The following is a 15071-nucleotide window of genomic DNA, read 5'->3' on the forward strand; positions in this document are numbered from 1 at the left end:
ACTTGACGTCTTTTTCCCGACACTCTGTAAAATAGCTTCAATATCACTGCTCATTATGCACCATAAATCTATATGTTTCAATATTGTTCAATGTCTCACTTCTTTGCACATTATGAAGGATGGAGCATGTGATCGCTGCATAGAGGCTGTGAGAAAGCAAATAGGAGCTATTGTTGTTTATTGATTTGAATATTATGGTGAGCTATTGGCGAATAAGTACTACTCGCCGCCCCATAAATCCTCCTGCACTACAGGAGAGGCTGAGGTACGTTTATGGCCCTTTGTGGAGCGGGCGGTGGAAGTTTTGCTGGAGCTACGTTTCTTCTTCTCAGGAGCGGCGACTAGCGTCTCATCAGGCGTGTGGGATTCACCTTCATCGTCAGGAGTCTCAAGAGGAGCCTCCTCAAGTTCAACACTAGCCTCAAAGATCGAGTCACGCTGCATGTGCACGCCTTCCCAGAAGGTGACCAGCGTCTCGATAACGGCATCGTCGCTATGGGCGAGGACAGGTGCCATCTCTCTGACCTGTTTGGCGAAGACTCCAAGAGGGAGCGTACCAGTCGCTCGCAGTGCTGCGAAGCACTGTTGACGAAGCGACGCCAAACTGTTTACCGCATACAATCCCAGACCGGGCAGGAAACGCACATGCTCATTCTCAAGAAGGGAGGCTGCCCGCGCCAATTCGGAACGGCGGTAGCAGTGAAGTAGAGCATAGCAATCTTGCTCTAGCAAGATACCTTGCCTTTGTACAAGCGCGCGGACATTCGAAACATTCACAAGTGAGAGGCGCTCCGTGAAGTCGTCATATTCTTTGCGCATCACTTGCAGGATATCACTGGCGGAGAGCAATCCACGATAATAGACAATAGGGAAAGCGCTGGCAATGCTGGCAAAAGCGTCTCTGGCTTCAACGGGAATGGCAAGAATAATATCCTTGCGCGACTGCAATTGTTGTAATTTCTGAATTTTGCGCTCACGGTAAGCGGGTGTCCAGAAGCCGAGAATCTCCATATAGATGCGCTGGTTGCCACGGGAGAGGGCGAAGTCTGGAATAAAGATGCTCTCATTGAGCAACAAAGGTTCGGGCTCGCGCTCCAGGTGCCAGCCATCGACGCCCTGGTTGCTGGCTAGCGCGGTAAATGCTTCGGCGAATCCTTGCTCGATACTGCTATCAAAGACAGAAGTTGAAGACTCATAGGATTCCTTATTCTCAGCAACTGCTCCTTTCGCGGGTGCTGGGAGCATCTGTAAGAGCTTGGGATCCATCTGGAACTGGTAGGTACGCTGCAAGAAATGCACGGTCGCTTCAGCCTCAAGTAACGCACTGGCAAAACCATTACGACCGCGATTCGTTTGTTGATAACCGAGCAAGACACGACAGAGACGGGCCAGGCGTAAGCCATATTGTTGAGGAGCGCCGGTCACCTCTTGCGGCCCATAGAGCAGAAGATGAAGCGTCGTGGGGTGTTGTGAGGACACAGAATCAGTTTCGTAGGAGAGATCATAATAGACGCCAAAACGACGTGCCAGGAAACAAAGGCGCTTGATTGTGGCTCCGAATCCTGGCTCCTGACTGGGTAAGGGGAATAGCTCGCCCTCAGACTGAAAGGAACTCAATGCCTGACTATCTAGCAGGAAATGAACATCAGAGGAGTTAAAGAGCGCGGCCTCAAAGGCCCATTGATTATATAGAGCCGCGACCTCGCTAGCGGTAGGAGGCTCTGGACTGAGCCGCGTACAGAGCGCCTCTTCCTCGCTATCGAGCCCCAGGAGATATTCCGCTTGCTGGCTTGTAAGCTGAAGCTGCTCGGCAAAAGCACACAGGGCCTCGGCACGCCGCGCAGCATCTAGAAAACCTTGATATTGCTCGTTGACAAAGGAGAAGAGGGCCAGGCGCAGAGTTGAAGGAGAAGACATAGCACGGAGATGCTCATTCGCGCTCATTTCCTCAATAGTAGTTGACCAGTCGCGTGACTGCCACTGATACCAATGGCTTAATGTCGCAAGCAGACAAGTGGCGAGTCGATAATCACCCACACAGGCTCGCGCCTCATCCAGGGAGAAGGCGCGTTGCGGCATACCGAGCATGTGCTCATGATAGGTGATTAACTTCTCTATTTCGTTTTGCAGGGTACCGGAGCGCAAAAAATGTAGGGAGAGAGTTAGCTCGCCTCCCTTCCCCCCTCGGCGATGGATTGTTTTCTTTACATCTTGCAAACTAAAACGCACTTGTCTCACTCTCCTGGCGTGTGATAAAGGAGCCTTCGCCGCCATCAATGATGACGGAGAGTTCCATGATCTACAAAGGACAGGATAAACCTTTTTGCGCATCGTCGCAAGCTTGAGAGCTATTTGCATAACGCTCGCCCAATTCAATCCATACAGAGGGATAAAGGACGTGCCCAGAAACACGATGGTAAGCCCAGAGACAACAGGCGGCTAGGAAACAGAGGTAAACATTAGTCTTGTCTTTTGCTTTATCACTTGACCTCAACTGTTCTGGTTGCTATACTCGATTTGGTGATGAAGAAGATCAGGTGGCGTTCAGCGAGAGCGGATTATTCGTTTTGATCTGGACATAAACAATTATTGCGCGTCATTACTCACACTCATTAGATCTTATATGAAAACCAACGCCACTATCGTGGCTAGCGCAAAGCGCTCAGGTTTTCGTGTAAGGAGAAGTCCCGTTTCAATTTCTGGAGGCGGCGATGAATACAGCTCCACACCATCTGGACAACTATGAACTACACAGCAGGTTAGGCCGTGGAAATGTTGGCGAAGTCTGGAAAGGGCGCGACCTGCGACTACAACGAGACGTTGCCCTTAAACTCCTCCATACGGACCTTCAACAGGCCAACCCACACTTGCTTCACGACTTCACAGCTGGCGGCGCTGTGCTCAAAGAATTACACCATAACAACATTGTGCCGGTCCGCGAGGTGAATGTCTATCGTGCCCCTTCTGGCAATGAGACTATAGCGTACATTGTCATGGATTACATTGAAGGCATAACGTTGAGCGCCTATCTCAAAGCATTAACCCAGCGCAGCACATTTCCACCCATTAGCCAGATTGTGTATTTGTATTCTCGCCTGGGTGAGGCTATCGACTCCGCTCATCGACGTGGGGTTGTGCATGGAAATCTCAAACCAGGGAATGTGCTCTTGAACGTTCGGGATCGCGCTCACTTTGAGGCGGGCGAGCCACTCATAGCTGACGCAGGTCTCTGTCCCTTGCTCGGCATTACACCCAGCTCTGATATGCCTTTCTATATTTCGCCTGAGCAAGCTGGAGGCGGAAGCCCAAATAACCGCAGTGATATTTATGCCCTCGGCGTCATACTCTATGAGATTTGTACTGGCGTTCGGCCTTTTCGCGGCGAGAGCTCCATTGCAGTAATGATGCAGCATGTCAACTCGCTTCCCACACCGCCGAATCTGATTAACCCTAATATTCCCCCCGCGCTCTCAGAGGTTATTTTACGCGCGATGGCGAAAGATCCAATTAGCAGATTTGCCAGTGCCTCTCAACTGGCAAATGCTGTCGCGGAGGCATGCTCATTACGCCCAAGCATGAAATTGCGTGCGGTTCCTCCCACGCCACTTCTAGAGACAGGATATCCTGGCGGTCCGGGAACTGTCACGATTCTTGGTGTTCCGCAGCCAGCACCACGATCTCAACCAGCTCCATTCCTTCCTAGCCATTTATCACAGCAGCAGCCAGCTAGGAATCAGATACCCGCAACTCCGGAAGCCGCGCCACCAATAGCCAAACCGGTGCCACCTGGAAGACAGCAATTACCCACAACCCCTGAAGCTATCGCGCCTGTAGCCAGGCCCACTCAGCCGCAAGAGAGACAACCGGAACCGCCAAAAGTCCAGGACAGAACATCAGGACTACTCTCAGTTCCTCAGCAACAGGCAACACCGTTCATCGACGATGTATGGGCGGCTTCGGCTCAGCCAACGGCTCACATGGTGCAAATGGGACGAACAGATATGGCACCCTTTGAGCCGCACCCTATGCCGCCAGTAGCGCCGCCAATAGCAGCACCGCTAGTAACCGCGCCACCTATAGTCAACAAGCCACCTGAATCTCATCCTGCTAATTTGGCGCGTCGCCGTTTTACCGACAAGCCAGCCTATATTTTTGTCATCGCGGCTGCTCTTATGCTACTCATTCTGGGAGGTGCGCTAGCAAGCAATCTCTGGCTACAAACCCATGGACCAGTTATAGACTATACCGGGCATGCCTTCTTCCAGGATGACGCACTCGGCACAACGATACTCTGCGCATCCAGATTGGAAATGTCGCTACGCCCTCTCAGGGAAAAAGCTATTATGGCTGGTTAGAGATGGGAGATAAGACGCAAGCGCTGGGGCCATTGCAACTGAACGGGAATTCACTCTCCTATACCTACCCTGGTGACAAAGCGCACTCTAACTTGCTCACCACGGTCACGGGTTTTCTAATAACGCTTGAGAATACTGGTAGCCAGTCTCAAACACCCAGTCAAGAGCGGGTTTACCATGGTGCACTCAATGATGCGACATCGCCAACCATCAAGAATATCCTTGTTTCCACTCCTGGGCTGGAGAATGAGCCAAACGTTATTGTGACAATCTTTGAGACTATCAAGTCCATGAATGATAAAGCGGGCAGTGTCGTTGATTCACAGAAAGGTGATCCAAATCTTTCAGCAAGGCAGGCAACACGCATTATCGAAATGCTGGATGGCTCCACCTATGCACGCTCATCCGGAGACCTGCCAAAGAAATACCCCAGTATGCTCAAGGTAAATCGAGGGCTTCTCTCATCCCCAAATCAGAAGGGGTATATTGATATACTGGCGGAGCAGGTCGCGCTAGTCAAACAGGCAGCGAATGGAGATACGGCACTCCTACAACATGTACAGAATACGGAATACGCGATTCAGGATTTGCGTGATTGGCTGCAAAAAATACGCACAAACGCCGTTCTTCTATTGAAGGCTGCCAACCTGGAAGATTCCGTTAACGTCGGTATAGCTCTCCAACTCAAGCAGGCGGCAGCCGACTCTTATACTGGTAAGACCATTCCTCCCAATCAGGGACCACAGCCCACGCTTGGTTCCGCAGGTGCCTTGCAGGCATACACCGAATGCCAGTACATGGCAACGCTCGACTTGAAGAAGCTTTAAATATACCATCGTGCCTCATGATAATACCCCCACTATGCTGAGCATAGTGGGGGTATTATCATGAGGCACGCACAGGCTCAAGCTCTGTATCTACAATGTTGTTTTAGCGGCGGCGCTTCGCCACTGCTTCTTCGGTTGTGTTGGAAGTGACCAGTTCATACAACAGGGCTTGTTCTTGCTTAGGGCGTAGCACGCGCCCCAGGCGCTGAATATACTCGCGCTTTGTGCTATTGCCACTGACAATGATTGCCACACGACAATCTGGTACGTCTACTCCTTCATTCAACACACGTCCAGTCGCGAGCTTGGTGTACTGGCCCGAACGAAAACGCTCAAGGATAGTGCGCCTCTCTTCGGCAGGAGTCTTGTAGGTGATGCTGGGCAGGCAGAAGCGCCGACTGATCTCATCAACCACATAATTATATTCAGAGAAGAGAATAACCTGATCGCTGGCATGCTTTTGCAAGATATGCTCGATCTCGGCATATTTGGCGGGAGCGTTCATGGCGATATTGCGCGACTCGCGCCAGGCTAGCATCGCCTCTCGCGCTTCTGGATCGCGCGCGCTCATATAGATTACCTTCTGCTGAAAATCCTCTGGCGAGCGAATGATGATACGCCGACGCTGCAAAAAGTTGCGATAGATCTGGCGTTGCTCAGTGTAACGCGCGGTATCCACCTCGGAGAGTTCAATGGGAACCACAATCTCTTTATATTGAGCCAGATAGCGGCTCTCGGTGAGTTCTGAAGGCGAGCGGCGATAGATCTCTGGCCCGATAAGTTCTTCCAGGTCCGTATGCGCCATATCGCTACGCTCAGGGGTAGCGCTCAGTCCCAGACGCAAGGGGGTAAAGCCCGACTCCGCAATCAAGCGGTAGGTGGGCGCGGGCAAATGGTGACACTCGTCGAAGACCAGGAACCCAAAACGGCCCAATTCGCGAGGATAGAGCGCCGCCGAATCGTAAGTCATGACGGTAATGGGCTTCAACTCCTTCTCGCCGCCACCGAAGAGGCCAATCTCTGCCACATCGAGCGAAAGAGCGGCAGACAGCGCTACACGCCACTGTTGAAGCAGATCAATGGTTGGTACCACAACCAATGTCCAGAGGCCCAACTGATGCAGGGCCATCGCCGCTGTAAAGGTCTTACCCGCGCCAGTTGGCAAGACAACGACCCCGGCGTGGCGCGCGTTCACCCATGCATCCAACGCCTCAATCTGGTAAGGGCGCGGTTCCATCGCCAGCGCTGTCGCGAATGGCAGGGCGGGACGCTCCTCAAAGGCGACACGAAAAGCGATCTGACGCGCTTCGAGGGCAGCTTTGATGGCACTATAGTAGAATGGCTTAATACGCCAGAAGGCGCGCCGCTTATCCTGGGTCAGCGTCTCAAACACAAAGGGCGAGAGTTGCCCACCGAAAAGAGCCTCTAGCTGTGCCTCGGGGGTCAGGCGCGTATATGCTTCGGCGGGAGTCACCACAAGGTCGCGACCCCGCAATTCCAATACAGTCTCAGACATATATCTATGCTCATTTGCGAATGTGATTCAAAGATTATCATAAAAGCGATCTGGCGCGCTGGCTGGATATGACAGCTAGCGCGCCAGATCGCTTTCGCGCACAGCCTACTCTTGGGGCGCGCGCAGACCGATACGCGCTTCCAGATCGCGAGCGACGGTATACGGGTCAAGCTCGCGTTTGGTAATATTGTCGGTCAGCTCGTGCCACTCCTCGTCGCTCACCGCCTCACGCAGAGATTTAGAAACAGCCTGAAGGAGTAGCGCCTGAAGCTCGCTACGGACCTGGCGCTGAGTACGACTCTGCATCATCCCGCTTTCCAGCAGATAAGCGTGGTGCTGGAAAGCGGCTTCGACCAGTTCGGCAAAGCCCTGCTCTTTGAGCGCGGAGGTTTTGACAATAGGGATGCGCCAGACACTCTTGCGCCGGTTGGGATCAAGGCTGAGCATCATGGAAAGCTCGGCGACAGTCTGGTCCGCACCCGGCTTATCCATCTTACTGACGACGAAGATATCGGCAATCTCCAGAATGCCAGCCTTAATAGCCTGGATATCGTCGCCCATCCCAGGCGCGACCACGACAAAGACCGTCTGCGCCGTGCGCATAACCTCGACTTCCGCCTGACCTGTGCCTACAGTCTCAATGATAATAGGATCGAACCCAGCGGCATCCATAGCGCGCACAGCATCGCGTGTTGAAGCGGAGAGTCCGCCTAGATTGCCTCGACTTGCCATGCTGCGAATGAAGATGTTGGGATCACCCGCCAACTCCATCATGCGAATACGATCTCCCAGGATCGCACCGCCTGTGAAGGGGCTGGTAGGGTCAACGGCAACCACACCCACCTTATGCTCGCGCTTGCGATACTCGCGCACCAGGCGCGCGACCAGCGTGCTCTTACCCGCGCCTGGCGAACCAGTGACACCGATGATATGTGCCTTCCCGGTATGCTGGTGCAGTTCCGCCAGATACTTCGTAGCTGCTGACGACTCGTTTTCGATCAGAGTTATCATGCGCGCCAGAGCACGCCGATCGCCAGATAGTAAACGCTCAATGATATTTTGCACGTAAGCACCTACACTTCAGTAGCCAGGCGCTCTGAGCGGACATTCTCACGTACGAATTTGATGATCTCCTCGGTTGAGGTTCCAGGCCCAAAACAGCCCTGAATGCCCAGGGCCTTGATCGCGGGCAGGTCTTCATCTGGCAAGATACCACCAGCTGCGACCAGCACATCATCGACCTCGTTCTGTTTGAGCAACTCCATGACCCGAGGGAAAAGGGCCATATGGGCTCCGGAGAGAATGCTCATCAAGATCGCGTCTACATCTTCTTGTATCGCGGCCTCAACAATCATCTCCGGGGTTTGGCGAATGCCGGTATAGATTACTTCCATGCCCGCGTCACGTAGTGCGCGAGCAATAACCTTAGCGCCTCGGTCATGCCCGTCCAGACCGGGCTTAGCAACCAGGACGCGAATCTGACGTGTATCAGCCATAGGTGACTCCTTTGTCAACGTTTCTTTCATGCAGAAGCGAATAGCTCGCTCGTCTTCCCTGGAGAGTGGTTTCATAGAGAGCGCAAATCGCCTGCTCTAATTCCTCGTACATCTCCTTCTCTTTCAATTCTACTACGGAGGGTATCGAGCTGCAAGCGGCTTGCAAAGCCCTGGCCCGTTGGATGATATACTGGCGCTCCTCGCCTTTGAGCGTAGGAATAGGCAGGCGTGCCAGCACATGCTGCTCAATTTGAGGCTGCACCCACTTATACGCGGTATGTAGCAGATAGACATAGGAACGCAACAAGCGAGAATTGAGGAGGGCCAACAAAAAGAACAGATCATCTTCCTGTTCCTGGAGATTCTGGTACTCTTTCGCGACTGGAAGCAGCATATAGAGCGTTTGTAAGACAATGTGTCCTTCCATATCGAGCGTCGCCTGAAGCTGTCCGGTACTCTTGATAATCAGCAGCTTGGGCACGCGATAACGCTCCAACGGTTTCCGCAAGGCACTATGCTCAATCCAACGCACTGATCTTGGTGAGCGATACGCAGAAACATCAACGCCCCCGCGAAGCACCGGATACCATACGCCCTCGTCAGGAGGTGTATCCACAAGTAAGTGGCTTTCCTTGCGCAGCTCCTCTCCACGCCTGAGCATGACCCAATGCGAGAGTGGAGCAAGAGTCGGTCTACGCCTCCTCTGCGCGCGTTGCCCCTCACTATGTAAACGCTCCACCAGAGATCCTCGCGCGCTATCAAGCAGGTAACGTAGCTCGGCCTTTGGCTGGCGGGCCAGCATTCCCTGTGTGATATAACCGCTCTGGGGGAAGAGAACACGAACACACCGCTATTCTTGATAGACGGATTTAAACTTAGTAATTCCTCGGGGTTGCTGGTACCAGGCCACGGCCCCCGCGTCCAGGCGACCTGATGCAAACGTTTGGGAAGCCGTTTTTGGGCCACAATCACCACGGCCCCGACAAAAGCAGAGAAGACGCTTGAAAGGTGCCAGAGCTGATAAATAGTTGTCTCTCGCAAGAGCAGTTGACGTTCAGGAGTCGCGTTGGCTCGCGCCAGAAGAGGATCAGGAAGGACCAATCCAAGCCATCCGCCTGGGCGCACAGCACGAATGGCGAGATCAAGAAAAAGGAGATAACTATCGCTCTGCCCCTGGCGCTGGTAAATGGTACGATAAGCGCTCAGATCCGCATTCTTCGCGGCTAGATAGGGAGGATTCGCCAAGAAGAGATCTACACCCGCATGCCGTTTTTCATCCATGGCCTGGGACCAGGGGAAGGTCAGCGCATCGGCCTGGTGAATGTGAAGTCGAGGGGCGGGCGAGCGAGGGGATGAGCTAAGGCCATGCACGGCAAGGAGTTCACGCGCGTGCATCTCCGCCATAAAGCAGGAAATAGGATCGGGGTCGAATCCCCAGAGATTCTGGCTCACACGGGCTAAGATCTGGCGCTGGCTGAGATCACTACCTTTCGAGGAGAGCAACATCCGGTGTAGGACAGCCGTCAGGAAGTTACCACTACCACAGGCGGGATCGAGCACACGCAATTGTGTCAGATTGCGCTCAGGAGAGAAACTACAGGCATCCAGAATACGCTCTACCAGCGGCGGAGGTGTTGAGAAATGCCCTCGCGTCTTACGCTCGGCGGGAGCAAGACCAGACTCGTACCAGTTAGCAAGGTCGTACGCTGCCATCTCTCCCCTTCCAGACTACTCACTATGCTTTTGCCGTAAGGTCTCCAGTGCATCACGCGCGGCAATGCGTCCAGCCTCTTTAATACTAGACGCTCGACCCGTTCCCAGAAGGAAATCCTTCTCGTAGACCCCCACAAGGAAAACACGATCATTGTTGCGCCCCCCCTGCTCCAGAACGCGATAGCGTGGCAGAGTACCGGTGCGCTGGAGAACAATCTTCTGCAAGCGGCCTTTAGGATTTGTATCGGTTTGTAGGCTCACTTGCGCAACAACAGGCAAGATCACACGCGCGACAAAGTCACGGGCCGCATCGGGTCCCTGGTCAATATGAATGGCACCGACAATGGCCTCCAACACATCAGCGCAAAGCGAATCGCGCGAACGCTCATTAAAGGTGCGCAGGTTTGCAACATCTACACGGATAAATGGGAAAAGGCCCAGATGTTGTCCAATAGCTGCGAAGACACGGCGACTTACCACCTCAGATTTCAAGACCGTCATATCTCCTTCGGTCGCGTTTGGAAACGAGCGATAGATATGCTCAACAACATGAGCGCTGATGATGGCATCACCCAGAAATTCGAGTGTATCATATGAATCGCGCACAGCCGTTTCAGTGCAGCATGAATGGTGCGTGACGGCCCGCAGCAGCAACGCACGATCATGAAACGTTACCTGAAGTAGCGCTTCTAATGCCAACAGATTATCGATACTTTCAGTGTCTCCCATGGTACAACTATTATATCTCAGCATAACACGGTGCGTCGAGACAAAATATAACCTCTCATAGTTTTTCATTATACGACACGCGATCATACGCCAACAAAAAGCAAACACTCCTGAGAGAAGATGCCACCTGTAAAGGTGCCAGAGCCATTCCTGGTATGCTACACTGATAGGGCATCCCACCCCGGGCATTCTCAACCAGAGGTCACAGCATTATGCAAGCACAACGCGCCCTGCATGGGTCACGTTCGATATACCTATTTTTAGCGCTAGCCTTCTTCTTAGCCCTCACCCTGACCCTGCTTATACCATTGAAAAGCAGAGCATATACGATTCCGCAACGCTCTGAGCCGACCGCAAACGCCCTACTGCTCACGGCTCCAACGGCGGTACATCTATGGTTTAGCGAAGACTTGAACCCGGCCTTGAGCGTGGGAACAGTTCTTACAGGTGGAGGTAAACGCGTAGATCTGGAATCCAGCGTTGCCAGTTCAAACACGCGCGAACTGCTCATCACACTTCAGAGCCCACTATCGCCAGGTGTTTATACGACCTACTGGCGCGCGGTGGGACAGCATGATGGACAGACCCTTACCGGATCTTCGACCTTTCGGATCACATCGCCTGATGGCACCACGCCACAAACAAATGGCTCAGGAGCGATACATAATCCCTACGGCACATCCCCTATCGCTGCTGGACAGCTTGACCTCGCCAGTGTGCTCTATTTTCTGACGCAAACGCTCATCGGTATAGGCGCGACCTTCTGGGTTGGAGGACTACTCTGGCACGCCTTCGTGGCTTACCAGAGAGGTGCGAACGAGAAAGTCAGCGAGATGGCACAACAGCGCTTTGAGCAAAAACTCACGACTCCCCTGCTAACCGCGCTCTTTCTCGCCAACATTGGCCTGCTTATAAGCCATAGCCTCGCCTTGAGCACAGAAAATTTCGCGCAACTGCTGCCCAATGCGGTCGCGCTCCTCACTACAGGCGGCTTTGGAACCTACTGGATCATCCAACAACTTGTGCTTATTGTGGCTCTCTTCCTTCCCTGGTCGGCGACGTCTCGCTCCGGATTCACCATCTGGGGCAAGCTAGCGGCAGGTGGCATTCTACTTCTGCTCTTCGCCCTGAGTGGGCACGCCTTCTCAAGTGCGGATGAAACGCAATGGCTAGCGCTAGGAGCCGAATGGCTTCACTGGCTGGGAACAGCCATGTGGGTAGGAGGAATGCTCTATGTGGCCTGGGTCTACCTGCCAACGCTACACATGCTCACCAGTGGTGAGCGCGGAGAGGCACTACTCAAAACTCTAGGTCGCTTCTCCCCCCTGGCCTTAACGGGACTGCTTCTACTCGCTATTACCGGACCTTTTAGCGCCAGCATACATCTCAACACATGGGAACAACTTCTGAGCGCAGCCTACGGGCGAGCGCTGCTCGTTAAGTGCGCGGTCCTTGGTCTGCTGCTCCTGGTTGGAGCCTTTCAAGATCTTCGACTCCGACCAGCGCTCCAAAAAGACTATAAGCAAAAGATCCGGCTATCAGATGGCACAAGCCTGGATGAAGAACAGAGAACCAACTTTGAAGCACGCAATGCTGGCGCATATGCTATGCTAGAGACGCTTCTACGATGGGAGGCAGTACTAGGCATCGCCCTGCTTCTGTGCAGTGCTCTCATGAGCGTATATGCGGCAACCGCGCTGCCAGTGCAGGAGACAACCACAACTCATACCATAGTGACTGGGCCCTTCACGGGAACAGCACGAACCAGTGATGCTCGCTTCAACGTTCAACTTAATGTCTCGCCCGCACGTCTGGGACCCAATGACTTTGTTGTGAAGGTGCTCGATGAACAGGGCAAGGTACCCGGTGAAATCCAGGTCTCCCTGGTCGCAGATATGCTCGATATGCAGATGGGCGTCACACGCCTCACGCTTGTGCCTGATGGGCAGGGAAACTATCGCACTACTGGCAACCTCACCATGAATGGAACCTGGCAGATCGACATACTCATTCGTACCGCTGATGGTAAACAACATACGGCAAGCTTCCGCATCAAGGCATCGTAAGCCTTTCGAGACCTGGATGCACTAGCCGCGATAGTGGCTCTTGCGCATAAGAGGTTAGCACTTCAGGAGATGACAATGCAAAGGCATCACCAGCCTCATATACTCTGGATTTTTCTCAGTGTGCTTATCCTCAGCACACTACTACTCGTAAGTTGTGACGGAGCGGGGACAAAACAGGGAGAGACAACGACCCAGTCACAACCTAAAGTCAATGTCTTTGGCAGCGCCGCCAACCATCCTCACTCTCTGCTCGCCCTCGACCAGCATGTACTCTTACTGGCCACCCACTATGGACTCTTCCGCTCAGCGGACAATGGGCAAAGCTGGAAGATGGTCGCGGGTGGACCAGGACAGGCGATGGAAGGTTTGATGACATATTCAATGGTCAAGAGTCCGCTGGACGATAAACGTGTCTATGTACTCGCTCAGTTCGTCGATAAAGCCATCTCAAAGGGCACACCTGGACTCTATAGTAGCAGCGATGGAGGGCAGACCTGGCAGTTTGGGATCGCCGCCGCGAAGCTTGAGCAAAGCAATATCTTTCTCGCGCAGGCTGGCAATACAAGTGCCGATGAGGTCTATATCTATCTTAATGCTCTTGGGAAGAATGGTCTGCAAGTCAGTCAGGATAAGGGCCAGCACTTTCAGTCACCCGGCGAACTCCCCTTCGGAAGCCTGAGCAGCCTCATCACTATACCAGGGCAGAAGCATACCCTCCTGGCTGCCAGCAGCGATGGACTGGCACGCAGCGAAGATGATGGGCAACATTGGAGCCTCATCAAAGGCACAGGGGGCGTATATGAGCTGACCGCCAGCGGACCCAATGGTCCGATTTACGCCAGTGGCGATGATGGTGTTTACGCGTCGCAGGATGGTGGCAAGACCTTTCAGCGCGTCTACTCCGACTCTGCTATCAACTCGTTAAGCACCTCACTGAGTGAGCCACAAACGCTCTATGGCAAGACTGGAACAGCTATTTATCGCAGCCAGGACGGCGGCAAGAAATGGGAGAAGTTACCAGCTTTGCAGGGGAATTACTTTAACGTCGTCGCCAATCCGTTCCAGGCGGGGCAAGTCTATATCTCGCTCTCATACCCGGTCGCCGTCTATCGCTTCGACCAGTCAAGCCAGCATTGGACCTCCCTGACCCCTAAAGCCTAGAAAGAGAGAGATAGCCGCTTTGATGAAGCAAGCACTTCGCCTGACAGGCCTTGTCGCCCTCGTAAGCATTACGCTTGGCTGTATTGTGGCGATCATGAGCCCACACATAGCTCGCGCAGACGGAGGCGCGCCCAATCTCGCCTATGTCGCGGGAGGAGGGCAGGGCATCAGCGTTATCGATGTGAGCCAGCAAAAAGTGACCAAGACTATCAAGCTTGGAGGCGACCCGCATACCATCCTCCTGAGCCTGGATGGGAGCACACTCTTTGTCACTCAACCTGCTAGCAACAAGCTCTCGGTCATGGACACACGTGACGATCACACCATCTGTAGCGCCAATGTTCCAGTGCAGCCCTCGCTGCTAGCCTATGATCCCGATACCAGGCTGCTCTATACAGGAGGCAGAGGAGGCAAGGGGGTATATGAAATCAATTCCACGACCTGCGCGATAGAATCAACCATCGAAACCGAGGGAAAGGTGTACGGGCTGGCGCTAGCGAGAGTCTCCTCTGGTGGAGCATCGAACATTGGCAATCAGCTCTGGGTCGCCAGCGAGAAGCATGTCACCATCTACGACCTCAAGCAGCGCAAGCAGATTGGTAGCATCGAAATCGCTGATGGACCCCAGTATCTCTCTATTCCTCCTGGCACAACAGTCTATGTCAACACGCGCGCAGGCAATATCCAGACTATCGACCTCGCTACCCATAAGGTTTCTCAGATCCTCACAGGCGGCGACTTTGGACCGATGGACTACGACGAGACGACAGGCGAAATGTATGTTCCCGACAGATCAAAGAACCAGTTACTGGTCCTGACCCCAGTCCACAGCGGATTCCAGCTTCCCAAAGAGCCTGGACGCGTCATCAAACTCGCTGAGAAGCCACAATCAGTCGCCATCACCAGCGACGGACAGCTTGGCTTTATCGCGCTCGCCAACGGTAAGGTAGACATGCTCGACATACCGGGTCGCCAGATCATCACAACCCTGGATGTAGGCGGCAAGCCCCAGTTCATCATTACAGGCCTCTATCCACCAGCCATGCCCCAGAACACAACACCGTCGCTCTGGAGCACACTTCCTGGCATCATCGCCTATGTGGTGATTGCTCTGATTATCATTGGCATTCCACTCCTCCTCATGAGCCGCCGCCAGCGCGCTCCCCATAAGCGGTAAAATCTTCAGAGTAACCAAATCGCCCAATCAG

At 53.5% G+C, this 15071-nt stretch carries 12 protein-coding genes; 5 read left to right on the forward strand and 7 right to left on the reverse strand.

Annotated features, from left to right (window positions below; all coding sequences use genetic code 11):
* Nucleotides 1–219: 219 nt before the first annotated feature.
* Nucleotides 220–2229: a DUF790 family protein gene (locus tag K3T82_RS08080; RefSeq protein ID WP_220192971.1), complete on the reverse strand. Its 2010-nt coding sequence runs from the start codon at nt 2227–2229 to the stop codon at nt 220–222.
* A gap of 482 nt (nt 2230–2711) precedes the next feature.
* On the opposite strand from K3T82_RS08080, the gene K3T82_RS08085 reads away from it, so the two are divergent.
* Complete coding sequence (locus K3T82_RS08085) at nt 2712–4355, forward strand: serine/threonine protein kinase (RefSeq protein ID WP_220192972.1); 1644 nt, start codon at nt 2712–2714, stop codon at nt 4353–4355.
* Between the two features lie 2 nt (nt 4356–4357).
* Nucleotides 4358–5182, forward strand: a complete 825-nt coding sequence (locus K3T82_RS08090) for a hypothetical protein (protein WP_220192973.1) — start codon at nt 4358–4360, stop codon at nt 5180–5182.
* Nucleotides 5183–5285: 103 nt separating this feature from the next.
* Here the strand turns inward: K3T82_RS08090 and K3T82_RS08095 are convergent, their stop codons facing one another.
* The 6 genes from K3T82_RS08095 to rnc all read right to left on the reverse strand — a co-directional run bounded on the left by K3T82_RS08095 (nt 5286) and on the right by rnc (nt 10636).
* Entirely contained in the window at nt 5286–6698 is a 1413-nt protein-coding gene (locus tag K3T82_RS08095) for a DEAD/DEAH box helicase (RefSeq protein WP_236031051.1), read from the reverse strand.
* Between the two features lie 105 nt (nt 6699–6803).
* Complete coding sequence (gene meaB / locus K3T82_RS08100) at nt 6804–7763, reverse strand: methylmalonyl Co-A mutase-associated GTPase MeaB (RefSeq protein ID WP_220192974.1); 960 nt, start codon at nt 7761–7763, stop codon at nt 6804–6806.
* 8 nt (nt 7764–7771) lie between these two features.
* Nucleotides 7772–8194, reverse strand: coding sequence for a cobalamin B12-binding domain-containing protein (locus K3T82_RS08105; protein ID WP_220192975.1), 423 nt, complete (start codon nt 8192–8194; stop codon nt 7772–7774).
* Nucleotides 8187–8675: a TaqI-like C-terminal specificity domain-containing protein gene (locus tag K3T82_RS08110; RefSeq protein ID WP_220192976.1), complete on the reverse strand. Its 489-nt coding sequence runs from the start codon at nt 8673–8675 to the stop codon at nt 8187–8189. The genes K3T82_RS08105 and K3T82_RS08110 overlap by 8 nt, the downstream gene beginning before the upstream one ends.
* Nucleotides 8660–9907: an HsdM family class I SAM-dependent methyltransferase gene (locus tag K3T82_RS08115; RefSeq protein ID WP_220192977.1), complete on the reverse strand. Its 1248-nt coding sequence runs from the start codon at nt 9905–9907 to the stop codon at nt 8660–8662. The genes K3T82_RS08110 and K3T82_RS08115 overlap by 16 nt, the downstream gene beginning before the upstream one ends.
* Nucleotides 9908–9922: 15 nt before the next feature.
* Nucleotides 9923–10636 (reverse strand): ribonuclease III, encoded by a 714-nt coding sequence (gene rnc / locus K3T82_RS08120; protein ID WP_220192978.1) that lies wholly within the window; start codon nt 10634–10636, stop codon nt 9923–9925.
* A 212-nt stretch (nt 10637–10848) separates the two neighbouring features.
* Here rnc and K3T82_RS08125 point away from each other — a divergent pair, with 212 nt between their 5' ends.
* The 3 genes from K3T82_RS08125 (at nt 10849) to K3T82_RS08135 (ending at nt 15040) form a co-directional block, all read left to right on the forward strand.
* The gene (locus K3T82_RS08125) at nt 10849–12702 is read left to right on the forward strand and encodes a CopD family protein (protein WP_220192979.1); all 1854 of its coding nucleotides are present in this window, start codon (nt 10849–10851) and stop codon (nt 12700–12702) included.
* Between the two features lie 75 nt (nt 12703–12777).
* The gene (locus K3T82_RS08130) at nt 12778–13863 is read left to right on the forward strand and encodes a WD40/YVTN/BNR-like repeat-containing protein (RefSeq protein WP_220192980.1); all 1086 of its coding nucleotides are present in this window, start codon (nt 12778–12780) and stop codon (nt 13861–13863) included.
* Nucleotides 13864–13885: 22 nt separating this feature from the next.
* The gene (locus tag K3T82_RS08135; RefSeq protein ID WP_220192981.1) at nt 13886–15040 is read left to right on the forward strand and encodes a YncE family protein; all 1155 of its coding nucleotides are present in this window, start codon (nt 13886–13888) and stop codon (nt 15038–15040) included.
* The last annotated feature ends 31 nt before the right edge of the window (nt 15041–15071 follow it).

Origin of the sequence: Ktedonospora formicarum, assembly GCF_016587355.1 — a bacterium.
GTDB classification, from domain to species: domain Bacteria; phylum Chloroflexota; class Ktedonobacteria; order Ktedonobacterales; family Ktedonobacteraceae; genus Ktedonobacter; species Ktedonobacter formicarum.

Bases quoted from the DNA above. Each gene is read 5' to 3' on its own strand.
- K3T82_RS08085 (WP_220192972.1), top strand. From the start codon at position 2,712: ATGAATACAGCTCCACACCATCTGGACAACTATGAACTACACAGCAGG.
- K3T82_RS08090 (WP_220192973.1), top strand. From the start codon at position 4,358: ATGGGAGATAAGACGCAAGCGCTGGGGCCATTGCAACTGAACGGGAAT.
- K3T82_RS08095 (WP_236031051.1), bottom strand. From the start codon at position 6,698: ATGTCTGAGACTGTATTGGAATTGCGGGGTCGCGACCTTGTGGTGACT.
- K3T82_RS08105 (WP_220192975.1), bottom strand. From the start codon at position 8,194: ATGGCTGATACACGTCAGATTCGCGTCCTGGTTGCTAAGCCCGGTCTG.
- K3T82_RS08115 (WP_220192977.1), bottom strand. From the start codon at position 9,907: ATGGCAGCGTACGACCTTGCTAACTGGTACGAGTCTGGTCTTGCTCCC.
- rnc (WP_220192978.1), bottom strand. From the start codon at position 10,636: ATGGGAGACACTGAAAGTATCGATAATCTGTTGGCATTAGAAGCGCTA.
- K3T82_RS08125 (WP_220192979.1), top strand. From the start codon at position 10,849: ATGCAAGCACAACGCGCCCTGCATGGGTCACGTTCGATATACCTATTT.
- K3T82_RS08130 (WP_220192980.1), top strand. From the start codon at position 12,778: ATGCAAAGGCATCACCAGCCTCATATACTCTGGATTTTTCTCAGTGTG.
- K3T82_RS08135 (WP_220192981.1), top strand. From the start codon at position 13,886: ATGAAGCAAGCACTTCGCCTGACAGGCCTTGTCGCCCTCGTAAGCATT.